The sequence below is a fragment of the Puniceibacterium confluentis genome (assembly GCF_007923445.1).
Taxonomy (GTDB): Bacteria; Pseudomonadota; Alphaproteobacteria; order Rhodobacterales; family Rhodobacteraceae; genus Puniceibacterium; species Puniceibacterium confluentis.
Genome location: NZ_VOJI01000006.1, coordinates 37,865 through 62,742, shown reverse-complemented (window position 1 = coordinate 62,742; position 24,878 = coordinate 37,865). Strand labels below are relative to the sequence as shown.

Genomic DNA, 24,878 nt, shown 5'->3' with positions numbered 1-24,878 from the left:
GAGGGGGACACTTCGGATGGTCCCGGCAACGCCGCCACGGTCCGGGGCGGTCACATCACCGCTGCCAACTGCGCATCATCGGCCGTCACCATCCGGAACATCACTTGCGGACAAACCCACAGCGCCGCCCTGCCCGACGGGCTGCCCCGCGTCGGGGCCCTGCCCGGGGTGCCCGGCCACAGGTGCCGTCTGCGCCGTGTGATGGGTGTTCCGCGCGTCCGCGTCATGCAGGGTTTCGGGGTTGCGCAGCCAGATGTCGCGCTGCGCAAAGGGGATCTGGATTCCGGCCGCCTTGAACCTCTCGGCGATCTGGTGGTTCATTTCGGTCCGGATATCGAGAATGTTGTTGATGTCGATGAGAATGGCCCGGATTTCAAACTCCATCGCATTTTCTCCGAAACCCTTGAAATAGATGTAGGGCGGCGGATTCATCATCACCTCGGGGTGCTCGCGCGCGATCCCCAGCAGTACCGATTCCACCTGCCGGGTGTCAGAGCCGTATGCCGCGCCCACGGGAACGATAATCCGGCCCAGCGAATTGCCGCGGGTAAAGTTGGTCACCGTATCGGTAATCAGATTGGCGTTGGGCACAATCACGTCGGTACGGTCGAAGGTTTCGATCCGGGTCGAGCGCACCGAGATATCGCGGACATAACCCATCTGATCGCCGACCTGGATCCAGTCTCCCTCCGAGATCGGCCGCTCTATCAGCAGGATGATGCCACTGACAAAGTTCTGCACGATGGTCTGCAGGCCAAAGCCGACGCCCAGCGACAGGCCCCCGGCGACAAATGCCAGAGACGTCAGGTCCAGACCGGCGGACGAGATTGCCAGCAGGGCCGAGCCGAGGATGCCGGTGTAGCCCAGCCCGGCGACAATGGCATTGCGCCCACCGATATCGATGCGGGTCTTGGGCAGCACCGAACTGCGCAGCGCCCCCTGCACCAGCCGGGTCACGACAAAACCGACCACAAACACCAGGACAACGCCGAGAAAATCCGACGGCGCAATCCGGGTTTCACCGACGGTGAAGCCCGCCCCGAAACGGGCGTAGAGTTCGGTCAGGTCCGCCACACGCGCGCCCCAGATCAGCGCCAGAAGCGGTAGCGTCGACAGGATCAGCACAAAGCTCAGAAGCACCGGGATCAGCGACTGAGCGGCCTCGACGGTTTTCCCGGTGGCCAGATGGTAGCCGTCCCCGATCAGGCGCTGCAGAACTGACATGGTGCCCAGCAACAGCAGGGTGGCGATCGTCTGGAACACCATTGCCTCGGCGAGATTGGCGTACCCGATCAGCGCGGCGACCGGGGCGGCCAGCGCCAAGAGCAGCATCAGCTGACCAGCCGCGCGCACGATGCGCAGGCGGAAATGCGTCGCATCCGGCGCTTCCGGGCGGTCGGTGTCGCCATGCAGATGCGCCGCCCGCAGAATGTGCCCCAGCCGGAACAACATCAGAGCGCAGAGAACGGTGATCGGGAAATTCAGGACCGCCTGCGTTTCCGCGGAATAATCGCTGACCGAGTTCAGGGTGCTCAGCAGGCCGCGCAGCATCAGCAGCAGGCCGATCAGCGTCACGTAGGAGCGGGCCTCAGTGCGCCGCTGGCGCAGGATCGGCAGGGTCGCCACATCGTCGTTGCGCGAAAAGGTCTGCTCTGCCAACCAGCGCACGAACAGCGCGACCCCGACCCAGAGCGGCAGCCATTCCAGCAGCGTTGTGGCGCGCGGACCGACCAGCCCGCTGACGCGAATGGCCGTCGCAAAGGCATAGACCCCCAGAAGCGGCAGGATGATCTGCCCCAGAGACAGGATGAACTGCCATACGCCGGTGCCGCGGCGGGTGCGGCGGCGCAGGGTGTTGACCCCGACCTGCACCCACAGCGGGCCGCGCAGGGTCAACAGCCCCGCCAGTATCAACAGCGTCAGCAATGAGGGCAGCCGTGGCACAAGCCCGGAGACGGCATCGTCCTTGCCCCAGGCCTCCGCAGTCTCCGACGCCATGTCGGCGGCGGTATGCGCCAGTGCCTGCACGGCTCCGGTCCAATGGCCCGGGATGGCCGGACTCGGGCCCAGCGCCAGAAGCTCTTCTGCCTGCCGGGCGCGGATGGTCTTGTCGATCTCGCGGATCAGCCCGTCTGCGCGGGTATAGGCCTCTTCCGCGGCCACCACCGGCGCCCTCTGCTGGGCCAGCTGGTCAGTCAGTTCCTTGCGGCGCGCGGCGATGTCCGGTGCCTCGCGGGAACTGTCATCCGGCACGGCCCCCAACGTGTCCAGCTGCGCGCGCAATGTGGCGACACGGGTGCTCTGTTCCGTCTGGGCATCCTGAAAACGCTGGCGATAGCCGGCAATTTCGCTGCGCAGCTTTTCAAGCACCGTGTCTTCCGCCGCCGCGCCCAGGGCATTTTCGGCCCTGGCCGCAGTGCTTTCCCAGCGCTCATAGTCGATGGGCTGCGGCTCGCTGCCCTGAGCAAGCACCAGCCCGGTCGCCAGCAGCAGCGCAGCCAGCGTCAGGCTGATGTGCCGCAGCAGGCGCATCAGTTGTCCTCGAACACCCCGGGAATGCTGGCCGGTGCGCGGTCCAGCCAATGCGGCACCGGAAGCCCCTTGCCGGCAAGGAATTCCGGGTTGAACAGCTTGGACTGATAGCGGTTGCCATAGTCGCACAGGATGGTGACGATGGTGTGGCCCGGTCCCATCTCCCTGGCCATGCGGATCGCGCCGGCGACGTTGATGCCGGTCGAGCCTCCCATGACCAGACCTTCTTCGCTCAGAAGGTCGAAGACGATGGGCAGCGCCTCCTCGTCCGGGATCTGACAGACAAAATCGGGCGTGAACCCCTCGAGGTTGGCGGTGATGCGCCCCTGCCCGATGCCCTCGGTGATGCTGTCGCCCTCGGACTTGAATTCACCCGTGGTGTAATAGCTGTAGAGCGCGGCCCCCATCGGATCGGCCAGACCGACCTTGACCCCCTTGGGCTGCAGCGCCATGCCGACACCGGCCACCGTGCCACCCGATCCGGCAGCGCAGATAAAGCCGTCGACCTTGCCGCCGGTCTGTTCCCAGATCTCGGGGCCGGTGGTTTCGACATGTGCCTGACGGTTGGCCACATTGTCGAACTGGTTGGCCCAGATCACCCCCTTGTCCGAGGTACGCGCCATTTCTTCGGCCAGACGGCCGGAATAGCGCACATAGTTGTTGGGGTTCTTGTAGGGGGCCGCAGGCACCTGCACCAGTTCGGCGCCGGCCAGGCGGATCATGTCCTTTTTCTCCTGGCTCTGGGTTTCGGGAATGACGATCACCGTCTTGAACCCCATCGAGGCCCCGACCAGTGCCAGACCGATGCCGGTGTTGCCGGCCGTGCCCTCAACGATGGTGCCGCCGGGCTTCAGCAGCCCCTTCGCCACGGCGTCCCTGATGATGTACAGCGCCGCGCGGTCCTTGACCGACTGTCCGGGGTTCATGAATTCGGCCTTGCCAAGGATCTCGCAGCCGGTCTCTTCGCTGGCCTTGTTCAACCGGATCAGCGGTGTGTTGCCGACCGCGTCGGCCAGATCGCTTGCAATGCGCATGAAGGTCCCCTTCCAGACATGTTTGTTCCGATGTAGGCCGCTGGCGTTGTGAACTCAAGGCGCAGCGCACCGGGCGTGGCGTCGCTCCGGATCCGGGACAAGGGCGCAACCCGGGCTGCGAGCACCCTGACCGCCCGCGCCGGCCTCAGGCAGCGGCCCGAAGATCGCTCCGGCGTCGCGCCAGCCACAGCAGCATCGTCACCAGCGGCCCGACATTTATCTCGCCACTGTCCACCAGCGCCATCGCCGCGTCGAAGGGTATCACATGGCTGCGGATATCCTCGTTTTCCGCGGCCACTCCGTTCAGGCCCTCGTCGCGCTTGGCCAGAGCACAGAGCCCCAGGAAGCAGTGGAAAAATTCGGTGGTATAACCCGGCGACGGGTAGACCCGGAGCATCGGGCGCACTTCCGCCAGAGTCAGCCCGGCTTCTTCGACCGCCTCGCGACGGGCACAATCGGCCGGATCCTCGCCGGCATCCACCAGCCCGGCGATCGGTTCCAGCACCCAGGGCGCGGGATCGCCGCGATGCACCGGACCATAGCGCAGTTGTTCGATCAGCATGACCTGATCGGTGACCGGATCATAGGGCAGCACCAGCGCGGCATCAAAGGCGACATAGGCTTCGCGTGACACCACATCGCTCAGACCGCCGTCAAAGCGCCGGTGCTGGAGGTCAAAGGCCTTGATCCTGAAAAACCCATTGTATCCAGCACGATACCGCAGGACATTCACGTCCTTCATGCCCATCTGGCTGCGCAGCGTCTGCGGCGCCGGAACCGCGGCCAACTGCTGCGCCCAGCCCCGCGCGCAAAAGAACGGCCACAGCGCCCGCACCTCTTCCACCGGCATCAACCCGAACTGCGCCATCACTTCCTGCGCCGCGCTGAGTGTCATCGCCCCCCAACGCGCGACCCAGTCGCTCAGCGACCAGGGCGCCCCGGCCTGCCAGCGGCCCGGTGCCGGAAAATAGACCTGAGCGGCGTGCGACCCACCGCAGCTGGCCACCGCGACATCCTGCAGGGCATAGTCAAAGCCCCCCTCGTAGAAATCCAGTCGCGCCACGTCGGTAGCACTCAGTGAGCGCAGGATCAGCCCCTGCGCCTGCCCTGACGCCGCCTCTGCAATCATCGGAAAGGCATGGTCCGAGACCCACCAGACACCATGGCCATCCAGCGTCGCCGGAGCCATGTCGATCTGTGCCGCGGGACGGCCCAGCACAACTTCGAGCAGCGGCACGTGGCACAGAGTGCCATACAGAAACAGATCTGCCATCTGATCAGCGATAGTTGCGCGCAGCGAATTCGCTGACAAAGCCGGTGACCAGCGCCCCGACCAGCAACAGGATCAGAACGGAACTGTGCATCATGATGCCGCCATATTCGATTGCGATCTCGAAAACGGCAGCAAACGCCTCGACCGGCCCGGAAAAGCGGTGCCGCATGGCCATATCCACCATCTGCACCACCGCCTGCACGAACAGCCCGATACAGACCATGGCGAACATTCCGGTCAGGCCGTTGGAGATCGCCGCCGACACCCCGCGCCCGGCCCGGTTGCCGACGATGACCCATCCGCAGAAAAACCCGATCGTCGCATTCAGATAGGAAAAGATCCCGAACCCGGTGCCTTCGGGCATCAGCGGCTTGATTGCTTCGGAAACGAGATAGCCCAGAATCGCCAGGCAAACGGCAGAGAATAGCTTGGCGGCTGTGGGCATGTGGTCATCCTGGTCTGGTGATCGTGATCTGCGTCACGTCGCAGTTTCCGCTGTGAAACGTCGCAGCACAAGAGGTCAGGTAGAAATTCCACATGCGGCGGAACCGGTCATCAAAGCCCAGACGGGCGACGTCGTCCCACTTTTCATTGAAACTGTCGTGCCAGCGCCGCAGCGTGCGGCTGTAGCTGGGCCCGAATTCGATCGACTTTGCCACGGCCAACCCGGCTTTGCGCACTTCCTCGCGCAACACCACCGGGCTGGGCAGCATGCCACCGGGAAAGATATACTTCTGGATGAAATCCGGACCGCGCCTGTACACCTCCCAGCGTTTGTGCTGCACGGTGATGATCTGCAACGTCGCCTGACGCCCGGGCTTCAACCGCTCGCGCAGACTGTTGAAGTAGACCGGCCAGTATTTCTCGCCCACCGCTTCGAACATCTCGATGCTGGCGACACCGTCATAGACGCCGCGCTCGTCGCGGTAATCCTGCAATTTGACGGTCACACGGTCACTGAGCCCCGCCCTGGCAATGCGGTCCACCGCATAATTATACTGTTCGCGTGAAATCGTCAGGGCGGTCACCTTCAGCCCGCGCTCTTTGGCGGCGTATTCGGCAAATCCGCCCCAGCCACAGCCGATCTCGAGCACGTGATCGCCGGGCTGAACGCCCATCTGATCCACCAAACTGGCATATTTCGCGATCTGCGCCGACTCGGTGCTTTCCTGTCCGGTCCCGAACAGGGCGCTGGAATAGGTCATCGTCTTGTCGAGCCACAGCCCATAGAAATCGTTACCCAGATCGTAATGCGCCGAAATGTTGCGACGCGCCCCGCGCCGCGAATTGCCCTGCAACCAGAACCGCAGCTTTTCGAACGCCCGCAGCAGCCCCATCCCCGGAAAGCCGTCGTACAGGTCGTCGTTGTCGGCATGCACGAGGTCCATGAAGGCCATGAGATCCGGCGTGCTCCACCAGTTGTCGAGGTAGGCGTCACAAAACCCCAGATCGCCTTCGCGGATGAGGCGGGCAAAGATGTCCGGATTGTGGATGTGCAGTTCGGCCTCCGGCCCCGGATTGCGTCCCTGCGCCCGGAACACCCGTCCGTCCGGCAGCACAAAGTCCATGCGCCCGGTGTTCATGCCTTTCGACATCGCAAACACCCGCGTGAAATAGCGCGGCAATCCCGCCTGGTCTTTGGTATCGGTGTGGATCATAGGGCTGTCAGGCGCGGCCAAGATGGCAACAAGGTTACTGCCATGTGCCTCGACAGTGCAAGTATTAACGCGTTCGTTCATTCAGAAGTCCCTGTTTTCATAGGCATTCAACGCCCTTTTCCGCCCTTCGGCCACATCGACGATCGGCTGGGGGTACGGATCCTGCGCCGCCATGTTCCAGCTTTTCGGGATGGCATCGAAGTAACGCTGCGCATCTTCGGATAGTTTCACCGCGCCCTCTGCAATCCAGCGATCCGCATAGGCATGGTCGGGATCGAACTTTTCCAGCTGGGTGACCGGGTTGAACACCCGAAAGAACGGCGCGGCATCCGGGCCGGAACCGGCCGCCCATTGCCAGCCCATGGCGTTGCTGGCCGGGTCCCAGTCGATCAGCGTCTGCTCGAACCATTTCTGCCCGATCCGCCAATGGGACAGCAGGTGTTTGGTCAGATAGGATCCGACGATCATCCGCCCCCGGTTGTGCATCCGCCCGGTGACGTAGAGTTCTCGCATCGCCGCGTCGACGAACCGGATGCCGGTGCGCCCTTGCTGCCAAGCCCGCACCTCGGCCCGGCGCGGATCCTCGTTCCAGGGGAAGGCGTCCCAGTCCGCTTTCCAGTTGTCGCTCAGGATCCGCGGCGTGTGCCACATCAGATGATAGGCGAACTCGCGCCAGACCAGTTCCTTGAGAAAGGTCTCCGCCCCCGCCTTGCCCGCCTGCCGTGCACGGATCCCGGCATGCCAGCACTGGTGCGGCGTGATCTCGCCAAGGCTGAGGTTCTCGGACAGACCCGAGGTGCCATCGACGGCCGGCAGGTTCCGCGTGTCCACATACCCGGAGACCTTGTGCGTCATGAAGGCGCCCAGCCGGGCCTGCGCCGCATCTTCACCCAGACGCACAAACGGGCGCACCACCTCTGCCCCGCGCTGCATGCCGGCCCCGAGATCCCAGTCGTCCAGAGCCTCGCTGGCCGGCCAGTGGTCCGGCGCGGCAATGCGCCCCGGGCGCGGCAAGGGTTCGGGCACGTCGCGGTCTTTCACCGCCTTCCAGAAGGGCGTGTACACCTTGTAGAACCCGCCGGCCCCGGTCTGCACCGTCCAGGGCTCGAACATCAGATGCCCGGCAAAGCTCTGCGCATCGACACCCCGGTCCCTGAGGGCAGTCTTGACCTGAGCGTCCCGCTCCACGCCCGCGGGGTCATAGGCCCGCATCCAGTAAACCGCCCCGGCCCCGGTCTCCCCGATCAGCGCCTCGAGCACCTCGCGCGCCGGACCGGACCGCAGGATCAGCCGGCTTCCCGCTGCCATCAGGGCGGCCTGATGATGACCCAGTCCCAGCCCCAGCCGCCACTTTGGCGCAGCCCCGAGCCCGTCGACGCTGAAATCCTGGATGAACACCGGAATCACCGGTCGACCGCTGGCGGCCGCCTGTGCCAGCGCCGGGTGATCGCTCAACCGAAGGTCGCGCCGCACCCACAGCAATACCGGTGTCGTCTCTCTCATCCCTGCCCCCCTTCGTCGGTGTCGTGACACATAGCGCGCCGACCCAAAGATCAAACCGGCCAAGCTGCGGCTGTTTCCGGCGAATGGGCGCGGATCCCGGCGCGCCGCGGGCACCGCGCCGCCGCCCCGGTGTCACCCGGCAACCCGCGCCAGAAACCAGAGCGCGCGGCACGCGCGCACAATCGGATCACGCCCCCGCAAAAGGCCCCGGAATTTCTCCCGGGGCCTCCTGTTGGAAGTCACAGTGACAGGGTCGGCCTCAGGCCCGGCGTTCCGCCTGCAACCCCTTGTAGATCGCCCAGCACATCACCAGCAGCACGATGGTAAAGGGCAACCCGGTCGAGATCACCATGCTTTGCAAGGATTTCAGACCACCCGCAGACAGCAGCAGCACGATCGCCACGGCGCCCTCGAAGATGCACCAGAACACCCTCTGCGGCACCGGAGCGTCCACCTTGCCGCCTGCCGTGATGGTGTCGATCACCAGCGAGCCTGAATCGGACGAAGTCACAAAGAACACAATCACCAGGATAATGCCGATAAAGCTGGTGATCCCGGCCAGCGGCAGCCCGTCGAGCATCTTGAACAGCTGCAGTTCCAGCGGTGCATCCTGCGCGACGGTATAGCCATCGGCAATCACCTGATGCAGCGCCGTGCCGCCAAAGACCGACATCCACAACACGCAGACCAGACTCGGGATCAGCAGAACGCAGGTCACGAATTCACGCACGCTGCGGCCCCGCGACACCCGCGCGATGAACATGCCGACAAAGGGGGACCAGCTGATCCACCACGCCCAGTAGAACGATGTCCAGCCCTGGGAAAAGTTCACATCCTCACGCCCGATCGGGTTCGCGAGCGCCGGCAGATATTGCAGATAGGCAGCCAGGGAATCGACAAACCCGGTCAGGATCGCCAGCGTCGGCCCGACAAACAGCACAAACAGCAGCAGCAGCGCCGCCAGCCCCATGTTGATTTCCGACAACACCTTCACGCCGCCGTCCAGTCCGCGCAGAACCGAAATCAACGCAATCGCGGTGATGCCTGAAATCAGCAGCACTTCGGTGGTCGACCCCAGCGGAACGCCGAACAGCTCGTTCAGTCCGGCGCTCGCCTGTGTCGCGCCAAACCCCAGCGACGTGGCAAGTCCGAACAGCGTTGCAAACACCGCGAGGATGTCGATCACATGCCCCGGCCAGCCCCAGACGCGTTCCCCCAGAATCGGGTAAAACGCCGAGCGGATGGTCAGTGGCAAGCCCTTGTTGTAGCTGAACAGCGCCAGCGCCAGCGCGACGATCGCATAGATCGCCCAGGGGTGCAGACCCCAGTGAAAGATCGTCGCCGCCATCCCCAGGCGCAGCGCCGCAGCCTCGTTTCCCGCCGCGGCACCCAGTGGCGCCCAGTCGGTCCGCGGCCCACCGTCAGAGGCTGTGCCGCCCATCGAGGATGAGAAATGGCTCAGTGGCTCCGAGACACCATAGAACATCAGGCCGATGCCCATGCCGGCTGCGAACAGCATCGCGAACCAGCCGACGTAGGAGTAATCCGGGCGCGCCTCGTGGCCCCCCAGACGCACCGACCCCAGCGGCGTGACGATCAGGAGCAGGCAGAACAGCACAAAGATGTTGGCCGCGCCCAGAAAGAACCAGTCGAACCCCTTGGTGACGCTGTTGAACAGCCAACTGAACACCGCCCCCGACTGGTCGGGCAACGCCAGTGTGTAGAACACGAAGGCGACGATGCTCAGCCCGGAAATCATGAACACCGGGTTGTGGATGTCGAACCCGATGGGTCCGATCGAGTTTTCGATGTTGTCCTGACCGATGGTATATTCGGTGTCGATCAGATCGGCGCGCCCCTCGGGCGCAGGTATGCCCTCGGCACCGGTGGCCTCTGTCATGCGTTTGTCCCCTTTTCGTTTTTTCGTTTCCGCCCGTCCTGCAAGGCTCCGGTCCCGGCAGCCGGACGTCATGTCCCGTGAGTGTCCCGTGCAGACCTTCAGCCTACGCGCCGTTGCCGCGCCACCGGGATCGCCCCCGGCAGGACATGGATCAAAAACGACATCACCTGAATGAAAACGCCGCGCAGAGACCCGGTGCTCCGGGCTTCTGCACAGCGTTCCACTTCAGACAGATGTCGAATTTAAGGGTACCGTAACGATGAATTGGCAAATTTACCAGTGCCGGCGACGGCTCAATTCCCGCCGTCGCCGCGAAATGAGTTGTCCGCTTGCGGACTCAGGCGTTGACGTCGACCACGACCCGGCCCTTGACCTTTCCGTTCAGGATATCGGCCCCGAGCTGTGGCAGATCCGACAGCGTCGCGGGCTGGATCATGGCCTCGAGCTTGTCCATCGGCAGATCGCGCGCAATCCGCTGCCAGGCGCGCAGTCGGTTGTCATATGGCTGCATCACGGAATCGATGCCCAGCAGGTTCACCCCGCGCAGCAGGAACGGCACCACCGTGGCCGGCAGTGACGCCCCGCCGGCCAGACCGACCGCCGCAACCGATCCGCCATACTTCATCTGCCCCAGAACACGGGCCAGCATCGCCCCGCCGACCGCATCGACACAGCCGGCCCAGGTCTCGGCCTCCAGCGGGCGCTTCACCGTTTCGTTGATCTCCTCGCGCGCCACGATGCGTGCAGCCCCCAGGTCCTTCAGATAGGCCTCGGTCTCCGGGCGCCCGGTCACGGCCGCCACCTGATACCCCAGCGCCGCCAGAAGCGCCGTCGCAACCGAGCCGACCCCGCCGGCCGCACCGGTGACCAGCACCTCGCCCCCGTCCGGTCGCAGCCCGTGGTCCTCCAGCGCCATCACCGCCAGCATCGCGGTAAAACCGGCGGTGCCCACCGCCATCGCCCGCCGCGAATCCAGCCCCTCGGGCAGCGGCACCAGCCAGTCGGCTCTGACCCGCGCCTTTTGCGCATAGCCGCCCCAATGTGCCTCGCCGACCCGCCAGCCGGTCAACACCACCCGGTCACCGGCGGTGTAGCGGTCATCCGAGGAGTCCTCGACCACGCCGGCAAAATCGATCCCCGGCACATGCGGATACTTGCGCACCAGACCGCCACCCGGGCCAACACACAGCCCGTCCTTGTAATTCACCGTGGAATAATCGACAGCGACCAGAACCTCGCCCTCGGGCAGATCCGCCACCGCAATTTCCCTGACCGCGGCCGACGTCTTGCCGCTCTCCGCATCCTTGTCGACAACCAGTGCTCTGAACATCCGTTCTCCTGTCCTCGCGAGGCAGCCCCCGCGTTTTCTCGTTCCAAATCTGTCGCCTGCCCGCCAGGTGCCGCCCCCGCCGCGGGCTGTCTCATGTCACCTGACCGGATCGCCGACACCGCGGCACCTTGCGGGATGGCGGGTGGGGCGTCGCGGCACGCGCGCGTCACCCGTCATCCCGGCGCGGCAGGCATGAACGCCAGATCCGACACCGGTGCCGTGCTGCCTGCCGCGGTGAGCATCGCGTGGATCTGCCCGCGGTGATGGGTCTGGTGGTTGAACATATGCGCCACACACAGTGCCAGAGGTTGGGTCACCTGTGCCCGCACCGCCCCGGAATACCAGGTCAGCGGCCCGTCCAGATCCTCTGGCCGCAGTCCCTCGGCCCAACGCGCGATCCGCGCATCCAGCAGCCCCCGCGCCAGCGACCACTCGGAAACCGTGCTGACCATGGCACCGCTGTCGGCAATGCCACCCGCCGGGGCATCGCCGCCGTCGAAACGGCTCATCCAGATCGTGTCACCCCAGAGCAGATGGCTCGCCGTGGCGCGGATCGAGCCAAAGAAAGCCCCGCGCTCCTGCGCCCAGTCCGCCGCCGAAAGCACCGCGAAGGCCGCACGCAACTGGCCGTTCTGCCAGGCATTGTATCGCGCCATCGTGGTGCAGTAGGACGGGCTGATCACGGCTTGGGCCCCTTCCAATCGATCGGGCAGATCTCGGCGGACTTGCCGCCAAAATCCCAGATCCGCCCGTAATCCCGCACCTTGGATTTCACTCCCCTGGCAGCGATGATATCCGGCCCCATCCAATAGCTGGAATTGCGGATCATCACCGGATTCTCCGGATCCGCTCCGTCCAGCATCTCGATCTCGCCCTGGATCTTGCGCCCGATATACAGCCCGCGCCTGCGCCCCTCGCGCAGGATTTCGACCTTCTCGCGCTCGGCGCCGACGATGTCGCTCACCAGCATGGTGAACAGCCCCGTCGTGCCGCCGGCCGCGCCGGAAAAGATCTGCAGCAACCCGTGGTAGGCCCTGCCCGAAGCCCGCTCGTCGACATAGGCGGCGACTTTCCAGCCGCCTTCAGCCATGCGCCCCGGAATCTCGACCATCAGCCCGACATTCAGCCCGTCCAGGCTCTCGCCCTCGTAATGCCCCGAGTCGATGGCGATCGCCATCCAGGCATGACAATGTCCCTCGGTCGGCGGATGCGCCCCAAGGCTGACCACGCAGGGGCAGAACACCGTGCACGAGCAGTTCATGAACAGCTCGCCCTTGATCGCCCAGTCGGTCGGCGCCATCCTGCGCCGCCTGGGATTGCCCAGGCGCTGGTCGATCCGCTGGCTGATCGGCAGCCTGTCCGCCCCCGGTACCCGTGTTATCGCCATTCCCGCCTCCTCAGATCACACCCGCGCCCATTGCAACGGCGCCCGCGACCAGCGCCGCGCCAATCGGCCGGGTCACATACCGCCCCACCTGTGGCAGTTTCTCGATCACCATGCACAGCGTCGCCAGTCCCATCCAGGCCAGGCTCATCACCCCGCCGACAAATCCCAGCGCCATGAAGCCCCAGCAGCAGCCTGCGCAATAAACTCCCAGTCCCAGCCCCATGCGCAGCCCGCCGTCAATTCCGGTGCGCCAGTGGCGCAGGAAATACAGTGTCGGCGCGTGGCAGACCCCATGACAGACCGCCTTGGCCCGGCTGAACTGATACAGCCCCACCAGCAGCAGCAGACCCACCGACAGGCCGCGCGTCGTCGCGACGCCCAGACCATCCACCAACCCGGCAGAGAGCAGCCGCAATTGCAGCGCCGCGATCACGGCAGCAAAGCCTACCCAGACCGCAAAATAACCCAGCAGAACCCCCAGCCACCCGGCCCGCGTGCCATTGGCGCTGGTCATCAGATCCTCGTAAGAGCGCAGCGTCGGCACCAATGTCGGCAACATCATTGCCGCCATCATCACCGCCCACATGGCAAACAGCGGCGCAAACCGCGCCATCGGCATCACCGTCGGCGGCGACATCCCTGGCCCCGGGCGTCCCAGCAGGTCCAGCCCCATGCCGACACTCATGGCATACAGCACGGCCCAGGCGCCCAGAATGACCGCGAAATAGCCCAGCCAAAGGCCGCTGCGGATGATCCCCTGCAAGATGCTCTCTCCCGACTCATCTCTTGACCCTAGGAATGTCAGACATTTAAATAGCGATCAAATCCTAAATGTCAGACATATGAAGAAACCTGAACGCCCCGCCGATCTCTCGGCCCAGATCGCCCAGTCGATCCGCGACGCAATTGTTGGCGGCAGACTGCTTGTGGGGGACCGGCTGCCCTCGGAATCCGAACTGGCAGAACAGTTCTCGGTCTCGCGTCCCACGGTGCGCGAGGCGCTGAAACGCCTTGCCGCGCAAAACCTGATCCGCACCCAGCGGGGTGCCACCGGCGGCGCCTTCGTCAACCATCTCTCTTACGCCGAGGCGCATAACCAGCAGATCACCACATCGACGTTGCTGCTGTCGATGAACGCGATCAGCTTTGATGTCGCCTGCGAGGCGCGCTATGCGCTGGAGCGCGCCTGCGCCCCGCTGGCCGCCGCGCGCCGTACCCGGGCGCAGCTTGACACCCTGCGCGCCGAGATCGGCATCCAGAGCCGACCGCGCCTGACGGACGAGGCCTTCTGTGCCTCGGATGTCACCTTTCACCGCGCCCTGGTCGACGCTGCGGGCAATCCGGTGCTGTCCTACCAGTTGGCCGGCGCGGTCGAAGCGATGCAGCCGCTGATGAACATGATCACCTTCAGCGCACGGTCACGCGACATCATTCTGGGCCTGCACACAGAGATTGCCGATGCGCTGGAACACCGCGACCCGGCGGGAACCGACTCGGCGCTGCTGGAACTGGAAAGCTACACCCGCAACCTGGCCCGCAGCCTGCTCGCCCCGCGGGCGGCGCACAGCTGACACCGGGCGGACCCGCGCCACCCCCGGCTTGCCCGTCGGCCGTACCGGGGCGCGCAGGTGTCGCACCGCTGCCTGAAGGGCAGCGCCAGACACAGCCTGTTCGCCCCTTCCCGGATGCCACCACGGCGCTAGATCGCAGCGCAACCCGGTTTGGAGCCCTGAATGACCGATCTTCTCAACCTCACCTGTGCCCTGCTCACCGTTGCCCTCGGGCTGTTCGGATTCCTGGCGCCGCGCTACACCGCGCGGGTGCTTGACCTGGCGCCGACGCACAGCACCATGGGCCTGAGCGAAGTGCGCGCGTCGACCGGCGGCCTGTTTGTCGCCCTTGGCCTTGGCTGCATCCTGTTGGGCACCCCGATGGCCTATGCCATGATGGGGATCGCCTACACCGGGGCCGCTGCTGGCAGAATCGTGTCAATGTCGATCGACAACCCACCGCAACCAAAGGCTTTTCTATACTTTTTCTTCGAAGCTGTCGTTGCGGCCTGGCTGCTTTGGGCCAACTTCTGAGCCGATGCAGGGCCGCCCTTGGCGCATGCCTGCCAGAACGCGCGGCAGCTGTCGCGCGGCGACAGCAGATCGCCATTGAAATGCCGCTGCGACGCGCCTATATTCAACCTGTCTGGCAACAGACTATGGACATAAACGCGCTCGTAATAAGCGGATCGGACCCGGGGGCGGTACCCGGCCACTCCACCATTACCCCCGTTCATTTGGCGGTCATGGGGTGGAAATAGGATCGACGAACGTCTAAAGGGGTTTTGCTTTGTTCCGGTGAGGTACCACCGTTATCGGTCCGAAAAGTACAATTGCAAATGACAATCGTGCTCCGGTGGCTCTTGCCGCGTAAGCGGTCGGAAACATCGAACTCTTAAGCCCTTGCGCCTAGCAGCGTAAGGCGGGGTTCGCAGGCACCTGGCAACAGAAGCCTGCACTTTCCCGCAATCACAGCATGGTCCGCAGCATGGTCCCTTGACCGGACCCGCAATCACAGGCCCAATGGCGGCATGTGGCGTCTTGTGCTGACCCTTTGTGTGTCTCTTGAAGCAAGCCTTGCAAATGCTTGTGAAACCGCGCTTTTGCTGACGATGGACGTTTCCAATTCCGTGGACCCGGGGGAATATCGCCTGCAGGTGGATGGACTTGCGGATGCGTTGCAAGACCCGGCGATCGCCGAAATTCTGGTACGTGATCAGGTCGCGCTGGCGGTGATTCAGTGGTCGGGCGTCGCCAGTCAGCACGTCACCCTGCCCTGGACCCGGATGCGCAGCGCCCTGGATGTCGCCCGGTTTTCGGCCGCCGCCCGCGCCATGCCCCGCGCCTTTGTCCTGTCCGACACGGCGCCTGCCGAAGCGCTGGCCTTTGCGCTGAACCACTTTGGCGAGGTTGCCGACTGTGCGCGCCGCATCGTCGACGTATCGGGCGACGGTACACCCAATGCCGGCTCCGAGGTCGGTCCGATGCGCCGCCGCGCCGAACGTCTGGGGGTGACCATCAACGGCATCGCCATCGAATCCCTTGGTATCGCGATCAGCAATTTCTATCGCAGAACGCTGGTCACCAAGGACGGCTTTGTAGTCACCGCCCGCGGTCACCGCGACTATCCGCGGGCCATCCGCCTCAAGATACTGCGGGAAATCAGCAAGGTCATGAGCTAGGCGTGCGCGCCGCCGTTTCGTGTTGACAGACGCCATCGCTGCAAACACTGCTGCGTACAGATCACTGAATACAGGGGCTGCCCCATGAATCCGCCCTCCTGGTCCGAAATGTTGCGGGTTTTCGGTCGCATCGGCCTGTTGTCCTTTGGCGGACCTGCGGCGCAGATCGGTGTCATGCACCGCGAACTGGTGGACCAACGCCCCTGGCTGAGCGAGCAACAGTTCCTCAACGCGCTGGGGTTCTGCATGTTGCTGCCCGGTCCAGAGGCGATGCAACTGGCCACCTATGCCGGCTGGCGGCTGCGCGGCACCGGGGGCGGGCTGCTGGCCGGGGTGCTGTTTGTGTTGCCCGGCGCCCTGGTGATCGCCGGTCTTACGCTGCTTTATGCCCGCTATGGCGCCCTGCCGCAGACCGAGGCCCTGCTTCTGGGCGTCAAGGCCACGGTGATCGTCATCGTGATCGAGGCGCTGCTTCGCCTTATGCGCAAGGGATTGACCGGACCGGACATGGCCGCCGTTGCCGCCCTGAGTTTTACCGCCATCTTCCTGTTTGCGGTGCCGTTTCCGCTGTTGATCCTGTCCGCCGCCCTGTTCGGTGCCCTGCGTGCGGGCCGCGGCGCACCGGCGCGGGTACCGGAGCGCCTGCCGGCGGGCACCTTCCGCCCCGGTGTCATCGTTTTCTGGGCCGGTCTCTGGCTGCTGCCGTTGCCGCTGCTGGCCCTGGGCGGGCAGACACTGCTCTTTGACCTCTCGGCCTTTTTTGCCAAACTCGCCGTGGTGACCTTTGGCGGCGCCTATGCCGTTCTTGCCTACATGGCGCAGGAAGTGGTGGGCGCGCGCGGCTGGCTTGACCCGCTGCAGATGGTCGATGCGCTGGGTCTGGCCGAGACGACCCCCGGCCCGCTGATCCTGGTCACGCAGTTTGTCGGAATGCTCACCGGGTATGCGTCGGGCGGTATCGGCCTGTCGCTCGCGGCCGGGGCGCTGACCCTGTGGATGACCTTTGTGCCCTGCTTTCTGTGGATCTTTGCCGGGGCGCCTTTTGTCGAACATCTGCAGACACGTCCGCGCCTGAAATCCGCTTTGTCGGCGATCACGGCGGCTGTTGTTGGCGTGATTCTCAATCTGTCGGTCTGGTTCGCGCTGCACGTGGTGTTCGCGCGGGTGTCACAACAGACGTTCGGACCTGTGTCCCTGCCCGTGCCCGACGCCACGAGTCTGCGGCCCGACGCAGTGATGCTGATCGCGCTGGCGGCTCTGTTGCTCCTGGTCTGGCACCGCGGCCCTCTGCTGACCCTGCCGATCATGGCGCTGGCGGGTTGGGGGCTTTCTCTGCTCTGAGGGCGTCTGCGCAGCGCGGAAACCGCCGCCGGAAAAATGCGCTGGTGTCCCCTTTTGTTTCGCGGCAAATAGAATATGGTAATTGTTAAAACCAGAAGGGATTGCGGCATGTCCCGCGGAATTGACTATGGAAATCTGATGCATCGCGCGATGCGCGGCCTCATCCAGGAGGTCCTGACCTCGGTTCAGGCTGATGGCCTCCCGGGCGAGCATCACTTCTTCATCACCTTTGACACGGCGCATCCGGATGTCGAAATTGCCGATTGGCTGTCGGACAGATACCCCGGCGAGATGACCGTCGTGATGCAACACTGGTACGACAATCTGGACGTCACCGACGAAGGCTTTTCCGTCTCGCTGAACTTTGGCGAGGCGCCCGAACGACTGTACATTCCCTATGACGCGATCAAGACGTTTGTCGACCCCTCTGTCGAATTCGGCCTGCGTTTTGAAACGCACGAAGAAGAGGACGACGACGAGGTCGATGCCGAAGACAGTGCAGAGACCGCCGGTGAAGCAAAACCGGCAGCCCCGGCTGCGAAACCAAAACTCGGCAGCTCGGCCAAAGCGGACAAGAAAGACGCGGATGTGGTCAGTCTGGACAGTTTTCGCAAGTAACACCTGCCCCGACGACATCTTGCGGATTGCCCCCTGTCGATCCCGACGGTAAACCCCGCGTGATTGCATAGGACAGGAACGTTTCATGGCCCAGACATCCGCAACCCGCACGGAAACCGACAGCTTTGGCCCGCTTGAGGTGCCCGGTGACAAGTACTGGGGCGCACAGACCCAGCGCTCGATCATGAACTTTCCCATCGGATGGGAACGCCAGCCGGTCACCATCATCCGTGCGCTGGGTGTGATCAAGAAAGCCTGCGCCACCGTCAACATGATGCAGGGCGACATGCAGCCCGAAGTCGGCAATGCCATCACCGCCGCCGCACAGGAAGTGATCGAGGGCAAGTTCGATGACAACTTCCCGCTGGTAGTCTGGCAGACCGGGTCCGGCACCCAGTCGAACATGAACGCGAACGAGGTGATCTCGAACCGGGCGATCGAGATGCTCGGCGGCGAGTTGGGCAGCAAAAAGCCTGTGCACCCCAACGATCACTGCAACATGGGCCAGAGCTCCAACGACACCTTTCCGACAGCGATGCATGTGGCCATCGGCATGAGCGCCCGGGACACGCTGCTGCCCGGCCTGCGCAAGCTGCACGCGGCGCTGGTTGCCAAGGCGGACGAGTTCAAGGACATCATCAAGATCGGCCGCACCCACACGCAGGACGCCACCCCGCTCACTCTGGGCCAGGAATTCGGCGGCTATGCACACCAGGTGGCACAGGGCATCAAGCGGGTCGAGATGTGCCTGCCCGACATCTACGAACTGGCGCAGGGCGGCACCGCCGTCGGCACCGGACTCAACACCCGCAAGGGCTGGGACAGCCGCGTTGCCGCCGAAATCGCCGCGATCACCGGCCTGCCCTTCGTGACCGCGCCGAACAAGTTCGAGGCGCTGGCCGCCCATGACGCCATGGTGATGTTCTCGGGTGCCCTCAAAACCGTCGCGGCGAGCCTGTTCAAGATCGCCAACGACATGCGCCTGCTCGGCTCGGGTCCCCGCTCCGGTCTGGGCGAGCTGATCCTGCCGGAAAACGAACCCGGATCCTCGATCATGCCGGGCAAGGTCAATCCGACCCAGGCCGAGGCGCTGACGATGGTCTGCGCCCAGGTGATGGGCAATGACGCCGCCGTCGGCTTTGCCGGCTCGCAGGGGCACTTCGAGCTTAATGTCTACAACCCGATGATGTCGTACAATGTGCTGCAATCGATGCAGCTGCTGGGCGATGCGGCAGGCAGTTTCACCGACAACATGGTTGTCGGGACCCAGGCCAATGTGGCGCGGATCGACAAGCTGATGAAGGAATCGCTGATGCTGGTCACGGCACTGGCACCGACCATCGGCTACGACAACGCCACCAAGGTTGCCAAGACCGCGCACAAGAACGGCACGACGCTGAAAGAAGAGGCGATTGCCCTCGGTTTTGTCGATGCCGAGACGTTTGACCGCGTGGTCCGCCCCGAAGATATGATCGGGCCGAAGTGAGATGTCCGAACCGGTCAATCTGAACCGGTTCCGCAAGGACAAGGCGCGGGCCGAAAAAAAGGCCCGCGCTGACGAGAATGCCGTGCGTTTCGGCCGCAGCAAAGCTGAAAAGGATCGCGAGGCGGCGCGCGCGGCCCGGGCTGCCAGGGATCTTGACGGCAAGAAGCGCGATCCATGAGCGGGCGGCCGGTCAAACGCTCGCTTACGCTGCGCGGACACCGGACCTCGGTGTCGCTGGAAGATGCCTTCTGGACCGCGTTCCGGGAAATAGCCGAAGCTGAAGCCAAGCCACTGAACCAGCTCGCCGCCGAGATCGACGCCAACCGCGCCGTGGACGTGGGTCTGGCGTCGGCGATCAGGGTCTTTGTGCTGGAGCGGTTAAGAGCGGATTAACCCGGGCGTGCAACGCTGCCGAGATGAGCAGACCCCATTCGGTCCCTTCGCCAGAGATCTGGATGCGCCAGATATTTTCGGCCAAAGCCGCCCTGGATGGCGGCAGCGTGCGGCGGTCACTGCACGATATTGAACGTGTGATTGGGCTGGAAAACTTTCTGTACGAACTGGACCGCCGCGGATATAGCGCGGTCACCAACGCCGGACAGGTGGTGATCTTCTGCAACCGCGAACCTGTGCGTCCGCTGGTCGGTCCGGAAGGACAGCGCCAAAAGTTTTCAGAAAACTTTTGCCAAGACTTTTCTGAAAAGTCTTGGTCCGGCGGAACCGGATTGCCCCGGACCCACCAGACCGGTCACAGCCAGGTTACACCGACGCCTGGTAAATCTTGTCGATATTGCCGCCAAGCGCCGCGTTGAACGCGGGATCGGACTGCTGCTTGCTCAGGCCTTCGGTCAGTGCCCGTGAAAAACTTGCGATCATCTTTCCGTTGCGCGCAAGCCTCTGGCAGGCGTCATCCGTGGTATAACCGCCGGACAGCGCAACAACCCGAACCACCCTGGGGTGATCCGCCAGCACATCGTAAATGTTGTCCTCATCCGGGATCGTCAGCTTCAGCATGACATCCTGCCCGGCGTCCAGCGTGTCGAGATGTTTCAGGATCTCGTCGCGCAGCAGCGCCTCGGCCTCGCCCTTGGTTGCCGAATGGATGTTCACTTCGGGCTCGATGATCGGCACCAAACCGGCGGCGATCACGGTTCTGGCAACCTCGAACTGTTGCGCAACCACCGCCGCGATACCGGCTGCATTCGCCTCGTGAATCACCGAACGCTCCTTGGTGCCGAAGATCCCGAAGCTTGCCGCGTCCGCCAACAGCGCCGCCAGCGTCGGCATCGGCTTCATCATCTGCACACCCTCGGCCTGATCCTCGAGCCCCTTGTCGATCTTCAGGAACGGCACGATTCCACGATCTTCCCAGAGCAGAGCCGCCGTCGGCTTGCCGTTCACTTCGGCGCGCATCGTGCGCTCGAACAGGATTGCGCCCAGTACCTTTTCCGAGGTGAAATCCGGCGCCAGGATGATCCGCGAGCGCATCGCGTGGATCTCGGCATACATCGCCTCTTCACCGGAATAGCTGTCCTCGTCCACGCCGTAGAGCTTCAGCGCCTTCGGAGTCGAGCCGCCGCTCTGATCCAGTGCGGCAATAAAGCCCTTGCCGGTTTTCATGCGCTCGGCCTGTGCCGAAAATGCTGCAGAACCCTGTGCCATCGTCGATCCATCATCCTTGTTGATCACGTTCGCCAATGTCCTAAGGGAAAGATCCGCCCTATGGTAGCGTCTCGACGCAGGTTTAGCGCTAACCGCTTGAAATTATGCCGTGCCGCGCCGTGCAACATGCAGATGAATCCCCGACCGCGCCCGCACCGTGAGATGCGCCACCGGCTCGGGAACCTGCCCCGCAACACAACTCACCCGCAGGTCACGCAGCAGCAGCGACAACAGCAGCGGGCCCTCGATCATGGCAAACCCTGCCCCCGGGCAGACCCGCGCCCCGGCGGAAAACGGGATAAAGGCATCGCGGGCGCAGGTGCGGCCATTCTCTGTCCCCCAGCGCGCCGGATCAAAGCTGTCGGGCTGCTCCCACAACCGCACGTGCCGGTGCAGGTGCCAGGGGCTGATCACCATCTGCGCCCCCTTGGGAATATCCCGCGCGCGCAGATGTTCCGGGCAGGCCGTTTCGCGCACCATCATCGGCACTGGCGGATACAGCCGCAGGGTTTCGCGGAAAACATCCCGGCTGACCCGCAATCGGGCCATTTCCGCAAAGTCGCCCTGTTGCAGCGCCTCCGCCTCGCGCGCAACCTTGTGTTGCCAGTCCGGGAACAGCGCCAGCAGATACAGCGCCCAGGCCAGGGCCGAAGCGCTGGTCTCATGCCCGGCCAGAAAGAAGATCGCCACCTGATCGACCATTTCCTCGGAAGAAAAGCGCTGCCCGGTTTCGGGGTCCGGCGTTGTCATGATCTTGGTCGCCAGATCATCCGGCGCCGTGCCGTCAGCGATGGCCTGCGCCCGCTCTGCGGTCAGTTGCCTGATCAAAGCGCGAATCCGGCGCGCCGCGGCGCGGGTGTCGCGGCGAAAGAACCGCGGCATCCAGTCCGGCAGCGGGACAAAGGCGGCGAGGTTCACGATCGGCTGCGTGCGTTGATAGGCGCGGAATTCGGTAAAGACTTCCTGTGCCACGGCGTCTTCGATCGGGATCGAGAACAATGTGCGAAAGATCACATCCGCCGCCACATGGCTGGCCACTTCCTCGATTTCGACCACCTCGCCCGCGCGTGCGCTCAGCCGGTGCCGTGCCGCTTCGGCCGCCGCCCACATCGCAGGCCAGGTTTCGCGCAGCCGTCCGCCCTCGAAGGCCGGGTCGATGATGCGGCGCTGGCGCTCCCATTGCGCACCATTGGTCAGGAAAACGCTTTGCCCCAGCAGCGGCCGCAGGCCTTCGCTGATGCGGTCCGACTTGGGGAAATCCCGCGGGCGTTCCTTCAGTACCAGCCGCACAAGATCCGGCTGGTTGAGCAGGTACGAACGAAAGAACGGCGTGCGGAACTCGGCCATCCAGGCCCGGTACAGGCGCGCGGGCTGGGCCGACAGGATGTCGGCGCGGAACAGTTTCAGGTACCGCCACAGCGACACCCTGTCGGGCCGTGCCCTGGGTTTGGGTGGGATCATGCCGCCATCGAGGTATATTTCGACACCGCGACATCAATCCGGCTGGCCGAAGGCGGGCGATCGGCATAACGGCTGGCAAGGCTGTGCGGTCCCGCCGTGATCTGGAAATAATCGTAATCCAGCGGCCGGTCGAAGGCGCAGAGGTATTGGAAATGCAGGCGAAAGAATTTCCAGCGCAGGTGTTTCCACCGCTCCGGGCTCAGCGATCTGGTGAACTGGGCTGAAAACACCAGCGGCCAGCGCTTGCCTGGCGGCGCCACGCCACTGACCGCCACCGGATCACACAGCGCAAAGGCGCAGCCATCCCCCGGCGCCGTCACATCGACCCAGGTCAGGGCGTCGCTGGATGACAGATAATGCAGATCGGCGCGAAGCCGGGTGGCCTTTGGCAAAAAGGACACCATCGGCACCACCTGCCCCAGGCTCAGGAACGCCAGCCTTGGTCCGTTCGCGGGCACCCGCCCCTGCCGGATCAGGTCGGCGAGGATCGACACCGCCAGATGCGCACCCGAAGAGTGGCCGACGACCAGAACCTCGTCCACAGGCTCCAGCAGTGCCGCGCCGATCGTGTCCGTGAACTCTGCCATCCGCCGCTCGAGCTCCGGGGGGTTTGCCCCACCGAGCCGGGCCGAATAGGCGTAGTCATGCATCAGGTAATAGGCAAACAGCCTGCCGTCGCGCCGCTTGAACCATCGCAGGATCATCACCGCAACCGCCAGGCCCAGCACCATGCCGCCCGCCGACGCAACAACGCCCAGCCAGGGGCCGAATATCCGCGCGGTTCCGGCAGCGACCACCCAGCCCGCGACGATTCCCAGAACCGCCTGCGCCAGCAGCATCCCGATCGGGTAGAGCGCCGCGATCACCGGCCCCTTGCGCAGAAGCATCAGCCGCCGCAACGTGCCGCTGGCGATATAGGTCCAGGCGGTGCGCACAAGTTGCAGGTAGGTTGCCGGGATGGACTGTGACATCGACCCGCGCACGATGTCGGACCAGACCAGCACCTGGACATCGGCTTCCACCCTCTGCCCGTCAATCCGGGCCGAAACGTGCCAGCCATAGGGGCCTTTGGTGGTCTTGGGTGTCAGGCCGATCTCATAGCCGGAAATCGCGGCCTGCGCCGCGCCTTCCTTGCGGTACAACTCGCGGTATCGGCGGGGATGAATCGGATCGTAGCCGGGAATGTAGAACACCCGGCGCCGGCCGATCTCGGGATGTGATTCAGTCATGGCTCACCTCGGCGCAGTCACCCAGAGCCTACGCATCCATTCCGGCAAGAGTAAGGCACATTCGCCGCAGCCGCCTGCGTCACCCCAGCGTCGAGAGTGCGGGAAAGGTCTCGAGCAGCCAGAAGGAAAAGCTTGAAAACGCCCCGGTGACCAACGCCAGGCCGACCACGATCAGCAACACGCCCATCACCCGTTCGATCAGCTTCATATGTCGCTTGAGCCGGTTCATCAGCGTCATCGCCCGGCTCAGGAACAGCGCCGCCAGCAAGAAGGGAATGCCCAGTCCGGCGGCATAGATGCCCAGCAGCAAAGTGCCCCGGGTCACCGAGGCCTCGGAGGCCGCCAACGACAGGATCGCGCCAAGTTGCGGGCCGATGCAGGGGGTCCAGCCAAAGGCAAAGGCCAGCCCCAGGATGTAGGCACCAAAGGCAGACCCGCCGCTGTCCCCGGCATCTACCCGCGCTTCGCGATCCAGAAAGGGAATGCGAAACACTCCCAGAAAATGCAGCCCGAAAACCATGACGACAACGCCTGAGATTTGCGCCAGAAGCTCCTGGTTCTGAAGAAAGAACAGGCCGAAGGCCGAAGCCGTGAACCCCAGAAGCAGGAACACGGTCGACAACCCCATCACAAAGAACAGCGCTGCCGTGACCGCCCGGAAACGGGCCGAACCGCCACCCTGCATCTCGGCCACGCTGACCCCCGACATATAGGCAAGGTACGGCGGCACGATGGGCAGCACACAGGGGCTCAGAAACGAGATGACCCCGGCCAGAAGCGCCACGAACATGGCGGGCGCAAGTCCCGCGTCGATGATTTCAAATCCGAACATGAAACCGACATAGGCCATTGCGCAACCGCCGTCACGTCCGGTTGCGTCACAACACTGTGGACACATTGTAACACAGCGCCTAAGTCACAAATCATGACCCATGATCTCGATGCAACCGGGCTGCTGTGTCCCCTTCCCGTGCTCAAGGCGCGCAAGCGTCTGACGGCGCTTGCTTGCGGCGATGTGCTGTCATTGCGCACCGACGATCCGGCCGCGGTGATCGACGTGCCACATTTCTGCGCCGAAGCCGGGCATCTGCTGGAGGCTTCCGTCGCAGACGGTCCTGCCATGGTCTGGACCATCCGCAAAGGCGCGTAGGCCCTACCCCGGGCAGGTCATCCGGAACTGCGTCCCCGGCCCACCGGCACATAGACAGCAAAAAGCCCCGGCGGATCTGCCG

The 24,878-nt window shown here is 64.2% G+C and carries 25 protein-coding genes and 1 other RNA gene; 11 read left to right on the top strand and 15 right to left on the bottom strand.

The window, feature by feature from the left end:
• Window positions 1–75: 75 nt before the first annotated feature.
• The 11 genes from FOY53_RS08715 to FOY53_RS08665 all read right to left on the bottom strand — a co-directional run bounded on the left by FOY53_RS08715 (window position 76) and on the right by FOY53_RS08665 (window position 13,380).
• The gene (locus FOY53_RS08715) at window positions 76–2,532 is read right to left on the bottom strand and encodes a DUF3772 domain-containing protein (protein WP_146587832.1); all 2,457 of its coding nucleotides are present in this window, start codon (window positions 2,530–2,532) and stop codon (window positions 76–78) included.
• Window positions 2,532–3,566, bottom strand: coding sequence for a cysteine synthase A (locus FOY53_RS08710; RefSeq protein ID WP_146587830.1), 1,035 nt, complete (start codon window positions 3,564–3,566; stop codon window positions 2,532–2,534). Before FOY53_RS08710 ends, FOY53_RS08715 begins: the two co-directional genes overlap by 1 nt.
• Before the next feature lie 145 nt (window positions 3,567–3,711).
• Window positions 3,712–4,839 (bottom strand): NUDIX domain-containing protein, encoded by a 1,128-nt coding sequence (locus tag FOY53_RS08705; protein WP_146587828.1) that lies wholly within the window; start codon window positions 4,837–4,839, stop codon window positions 3,712–3,714.
• 4 nt (window positions 4,840–4,843) lie between these two features.
• Entirely contained in the window at window positions 4,844–5,284 is a 441-nt protein-coding gene (locus FOY53_RS08700; protein WP_146587826.1) for a TrgA family protein, read from the bottom strand.
• A gap of 4 nt (window positions 5,285–5,288) precedes the next feature.
• The gene (locus FOY53_RS08695; RefSeq protein WP_146587824.1) at window positions 5,289–6,497 is read right to left on the bottom strand and encodes an SAM-dependent methyltransferase; all 1,209 of its coding nucleotides are present in this window, start codon (window positions 6,495–6,497) and stop codon (window positions 5,289–5,291) included.
• Window positions 6,498–6,578: 81 nt separating this feature from the next.
• Window positions 6,579–8,000: a cryptochrome/photolyase family protein gene (locus FOY53_RS08690; protein WP_146587822.1), complete on the bottom strand. Its 1,422-nt coding sequence runs from the start codon at window positions 7,998–8,000 to the stop codon at window positions 6,579–6,581.
• 259 nt (window positions 8,001–8,259) lie between these two features.
• Complete coding sequence (locus FOY53_RS08685; RefSeq protein ID WP_146587820.1) at window positions 8,260–9,900, bottom strand: BCCT family transporter; 1,641 nt, start codon at window positions 9,898–9,900, stop codon at window positions 8,260–8,262.
• A 337-nt stretch (window positions 9,901–10,237) separates the two neighbouring features.
• Window positions 10,238–11,230, bottom strand: coding sequence for an acryloyl-CoA reductase (gene acuI / locus FOY53_RS08680; protein ID WP_146587818.1), 993 nt, complete (start codon window positions 11,228–11,230; stop codon window positions 10,238–10,240).
• A gap of 173 nt (window positions 11,231–11,403) precedes the next feature.
• Window positions 11,404–11,913, bottom strand: a complete 510-nt coding sequence (locus FOY53_RS08675) for a DinB family protein (protein ID WP_186766549.1) — start codon at window positions 11,911–11,913, stop codon at window positions 11,404–11,406.
• The gene (locus tag FOY53_RS08670; protein ID WP_146587816.1) at window positions 11,910–12,617 is read right to left on the bottom strand and encodes a DUF1326 domain-containing protein; all 708 of its coding nucleotides are present in this window, start codon (window positions 12,615–12,617) and stop codon (window positions 11,910–11,912) included. Before FOY53_RS08670 ends, FOY53_RS08675 begins: the two co-directional genes overlap by 4 nt.
• 10 nt (window positions 12,618–12,627) lie before the next feature.
• Complete coding sequence (locus tag FOY53_RS08665; RefSeq protein ID WP_146587813.1) at window positions 12,628–13,380, bottom strand: DUF2182 domain-containing protein; 753 nt, start codon at window positions 13,378–13,380, stop codon at window positions 12,628–12,630.
• A 79-nt stretch (window positions 13,381–13,459) separates the two neighbouring features.
• Between FOY53_RS08665 and FOY53_RS08660 the strand changes: the two genes are divergently transcribed.
• The 10 genes from FOY53_RS08660 (at window position 13,460) to FOY53_RS24060 (ending at window position 20,106) form a co-directional block, all read left to right on the top strand.
• Window positions 13,460–14,188 carry a FadR/GntR family transcriptional regulator gene (locus FOY53_RS08660; protein WP_146587811.1) on the top strand — a complete coding sequence of 243 codons (729 nt, stop codon included), beginning with the start codon at window positions 13,460–13,462 and terminating at the stop codon, window positions 14,186–14,188.
• A gap of 162 nt (window positions 14,189–14,350) precedes the next feature.
• Window positions 14,351–14,701 carry a DUF4345 family protein gene (locus tag FOY53_RS08655; protein ID WP_146587808.1) on the top strand — a complete coding sequence of 117 codons (351 nt, stop codon included), beginning with the start codon at window positions 14,351–14,353 and terminating at the stop codon, window positions 14,699–14,701.
• Between the two features lie 71 nt (window positions 14,702–14,772).
• Window positions 14,773–15,127, top strand: a transfer-messenger RNA (tmRNA) gene (ssrA, locus tag FOY53_RS08650).
• A gap of 71 nt (window positions 15,128–15,198) precedes the next feature.
• Window positions 15,199–15,849 carry a DUF1194 domain-containing protein gene (locus FOY53_RS08645; protein WP_146587806.1) on the top strand — a complete coding sequence of 217 codons (651 nt, stop codon included), beginning with the start codon at window positions 15,199–15,201 and terminating at the stop codon, window positions 15,847–15,849.
• 84 nt (window positions 15,850–15,933) lie between these two features.
• Window positions 15,934–17,190: a chromate efflux transporter gene (gene chrA, locus FOY53_RS08640; RefSeq protein ID WP_146587804.1), complete on the top strand. Its 1,257-nt coding sequence runs from the start codon at window positions 15,934–15,936 to the stop codon at window positions 17,188–17,190.
• 108 nt (window positions 17,191–17,298) lie between these two features.
• Window positions 17,299–17,808: an SspB family protein gene (locus tag FOY53_RS08635; RefSeq protein WP_146587802.1), complete on the top strand. Its 510-nt coding sequence runs from the start codon at window positions 17,299–17,301 to the stop codon at window positions 17,806–17,808.
• An 85-nt stretch (window positions 17,809–17,893) separates the two neighbouring features.
• Window positions 17,894–19,294 (top strand): class II fumarate hydratase, encoded by a 1,401-nt coding sequence (gene fumC / locus FOY53_RS08630; RefSeq protein WP_146587801.1) that lies wholly within the window; start codon window positions 17,894–17,896, stop codon window positions 19,292–19,294.
• A 1-nt stretch (window position 19,295) separates the two neighbouring features.
• Window positions 19,296–19,472 carry a DUF4169 family protein gene (locus tag FOY53_RS08625; RefSeq protein ID WP_146587799.1) on the top strand — a complete coding sequence of 59 codons (177 nt, stop codon included), beginning with the start codon at window positions 19,296–19,298 and terminating at the stop codon, window positions 19,470–19,472.
• Complete coding sequence (locus tag FOY53_RS08620) at window positions 19,469–19,687, top strand: ribbon-helix-helix domain-containing protein (RefSeq protein ID WP_146587797.1); 219 nt, start codon at window positions 19,469–19,471, stop codon at window positions 19,685–19,687. Before FOY53_RS08625 ends, FOY53_RS08620 begins: the two co-directional genes overlap by 4 nt.
• 62 nt (window positions 19,688–19,749) lie before the next feature.
• A complete protein-coding gene (locus FOY53_RS24060) occupies window positions 19,750–20,106 on the top strand; it encodes a hypothetical protein (protein WP_342783996.1) in 357 nt (118 codons plus the stop codon).
• Here FOY53_RS24060 and FOY53_RS08610 read toward each other — a convergent pair.
• The 4 genes from FOY53_RS08610 to FOY53_RS08595 all read right to left on the bottom strand — a co-directional run bounded on the left by FOY53_RS08610 (window position 20,054) and on the right by FOY53_RS08595 (window position 24,478).
• Window positions 20,054–20,956, bottom strand: a complete 903-nt coding sequence (locus FOY53_RS08610; protein WP_146587795.1) for a fructose bisphosphate aldolase — start codon at window positions 20,954–20,956, stop codon at window positions 20,054–20,056. The two genes, FOY53_RS24060 and FOY53_RS08610, sit on opposite strands and share 53 nt — an antisense overlap.
• Before the next feature lie 102 nt (window positions 20,957–21,058).
• Window positions 21,059–22,417, bottom strand: a complete 1,359-nt coding sequence (locus tag FOY53_RS08605) for a cytochrome P450 (RefSeq protein WP_146587793.1) — start codon at window positions 22,415–22,417, stop codon at window positions 21,059–21,061.
• Window positions 22,414–23,646: a hypothetical protein gene (locus FOY53_RS08600; protein ID WP_146587791.1), complete on the bottom strand. Its 1,233-nt coding sequence runs from the start codon at window positions 23,644–23,646 to the stop codon at window positions 22,414–22,416. The genes FOY53_RS08605 and FOY53_RS08600 overlap by 4 nt, the downstream gene beginning before the upstream one ends.
• 79 nt (window positions 23,647–23,725) lie before the next feature.
• On the bottom strand, window positions 23,726–24,478 hold the full coding sequence (locus FOY53_RS08595) for a cytochrome c biogenesis CcdA family protein (protein ID WP_146588147.1): 753 nt from the start codon (window positions 24,476–24,478) through the stop codon (window positions 23,726–23,728).
• A 93-nt stretch (window positions 24,479–24,571) separates the two neighbouring features.
• Between FOY53_RS08595 and FOY53_RS08590 the strand changes: the two genes are divergently transcribed.
• Window positions 24,572–24,796, top strand: a complete 225-nt coding sequence (locus FOY53_RS08590) for a sulfurtransferase TusA family protein (RefSeq protein WP_146587789.1) — start codon at window positions 24,572–24,574, stop codon at window positions 24,794–24,796.
• The last annotated feature ends 82 nt before the right edge of the window (window positions 24,797–24,878 follow it).

Coding starts and splice junctions, on each gene's coding strand:
- FOY53_RS08655 (WP_146587808.1), top strand. CDS start 14,351: ATGACCGATCTTCTCAACCTCACCTGTGCCCTGCTCACCGTTGCCCTC.
- FOY53_RS08600 (WP_146587791.1), bottom strand. CDS start 23,646: ATGACTGAATCACATCCCGAGATCGGCCGGCGCCGGGTGTTCTACATT.
- FOY53_RS24060 (WP_342783996.1), top strand. CDS start 19,750: ATGCGCCAGATATTTTCGGCCAAAGCCGCCCTGGATGGCGGCAGCGTG.
- FOY53_RS08645 (WP_146587806.1), top strand. CDS start 15,199: ATGTGGCGTCTTGTGCTGACCCTTTGTGTGTCTCTTGAAGCAAGCCTT.
- FOY53_RS08695 (WP_146587824.1), bottom strand. CDS start 6,497: ATGATCCACACCGATACCAAAGACCAGGCGGGATTGCCGCGCTATTTC.
- chrA (WP_146587804.1), top strand. CDS start 15,934: ATGAATCCGCCCTCCTGGTCCGAAATGTTGCGGGTTTTCGGTCGCATC.
- FOY53_RS08685 (WP_146587820.1), bottom strand. CDS start 9,900: ATGACAGAGGCCACCGGTGCCGAGGGCATACCTGCGCCCGAGGGGCGC.
- FOY53_RS08670 (WP_146587816.1), bottom strand. CDS start 12,617: ATGGCGATAACACGGGTACCGGGGGCGGACAGGCTGCCGATCAGCCAG.
- FOY53_RS08605 (WP_146587793.1), bottom strand. CDS start 22,417: ATGATCCCACCCAAACCCAGGGCACGGCCCGACAGGGTGTCGCTGTGG.
- FOY53_RS08625 (WP_146587799.1), top strand. CDS start 19,296: ATGTCCGAACCGGTCAATCTGAACCGGTTCCGCAAGGACAAGGCGCGG.
- FOY53_RS08590 (WP_146587789.1), top strand. CDS start 24,572: ATGACCCATGATCTCGATGCAACCGGGCTGCTGTGTCCCCTTCCCGTG.
- FOY53_RS08635 (WP_146587802.1), top strand. CDS start 17,299: ATGTCCCGCGGAATTGACTATGGAAATCTGATGCATCGCGCGATGCGC.
- FOY53_RS08595 (WP_146588147.1), bottom strand. CDS start 24,478: ATGTTCGGATTTGAAATCATCGACGCGGGACTTGCGCCCGCCATGTTC.
- FOY53_RS08700 (WP_146587826.1), bottom strand. CDS start 5,284: ATGCCCACAGCCGCCAAGCTATTCTCTGCCGTTTGCCTGGCGATTCTG.
- FOY53_RS08705 (WP_146587828.1), bottom strand. CDS start 4,839: ATGGCAGATCTGTTTCTGTATGGCACTCTGTGCCACGTGCCGCTGCTC.
- FOY53_RS08715 (WP_146587832.1), bottom strand. CDS start 2,532: ATGCGCCTGCTGCGGCACATCAGCCTGACGCTGGCTGCGCTGCTGCTG.
- acuI (WP_146587818.1), bottom strand. CDS start 11,230: ATGTTCAGAGCACTGGTTGTCGACAAGGATGCGGAGAGCGGCAAGACG.
- FOY53_RS08610 (WP_146587795.1), bottom strand. CDS start 20,956: ATGGCACAGGGTTCTGCAGCATTTTCGGCACAGGCCGAGCGCATGAAA.
- FOY53_RS08660 (WP_146587811.1), top strand. CDS start 13,460: ATGAAGAAACCTGAACGCCCCGCCGATCTCTCGGCCCAGATCGCCCAG.
- FOY53_RS08690 (WP_146587822.1), bottom strand. CDS start 8,000: ATGAGAGAGACGACACCGGTATTGCTGTGGGTGCGGCGCGACCTTCGG.
- fumC (WP_146587801.1), top strand. CDS start 17,894: ATGGCCCAGACATCCGCAACCCGCACGGAAACCGACAGCTTTGGCCCG.
- FOY53_RS08710 (WP_146587830.1), bottom strand. CDS start 3,566: ATGCGCATTGCAAGCGATCTGGCCGACGCGGTCGGCAACACACCGCTG.
- FOY53_RS08620 (WP_146587797.1), top strand. CDS start 19,469: ATGAGCGGGCGGCCGGTCAAACGCTCGCTTACGCTGCGCGGACACCGG.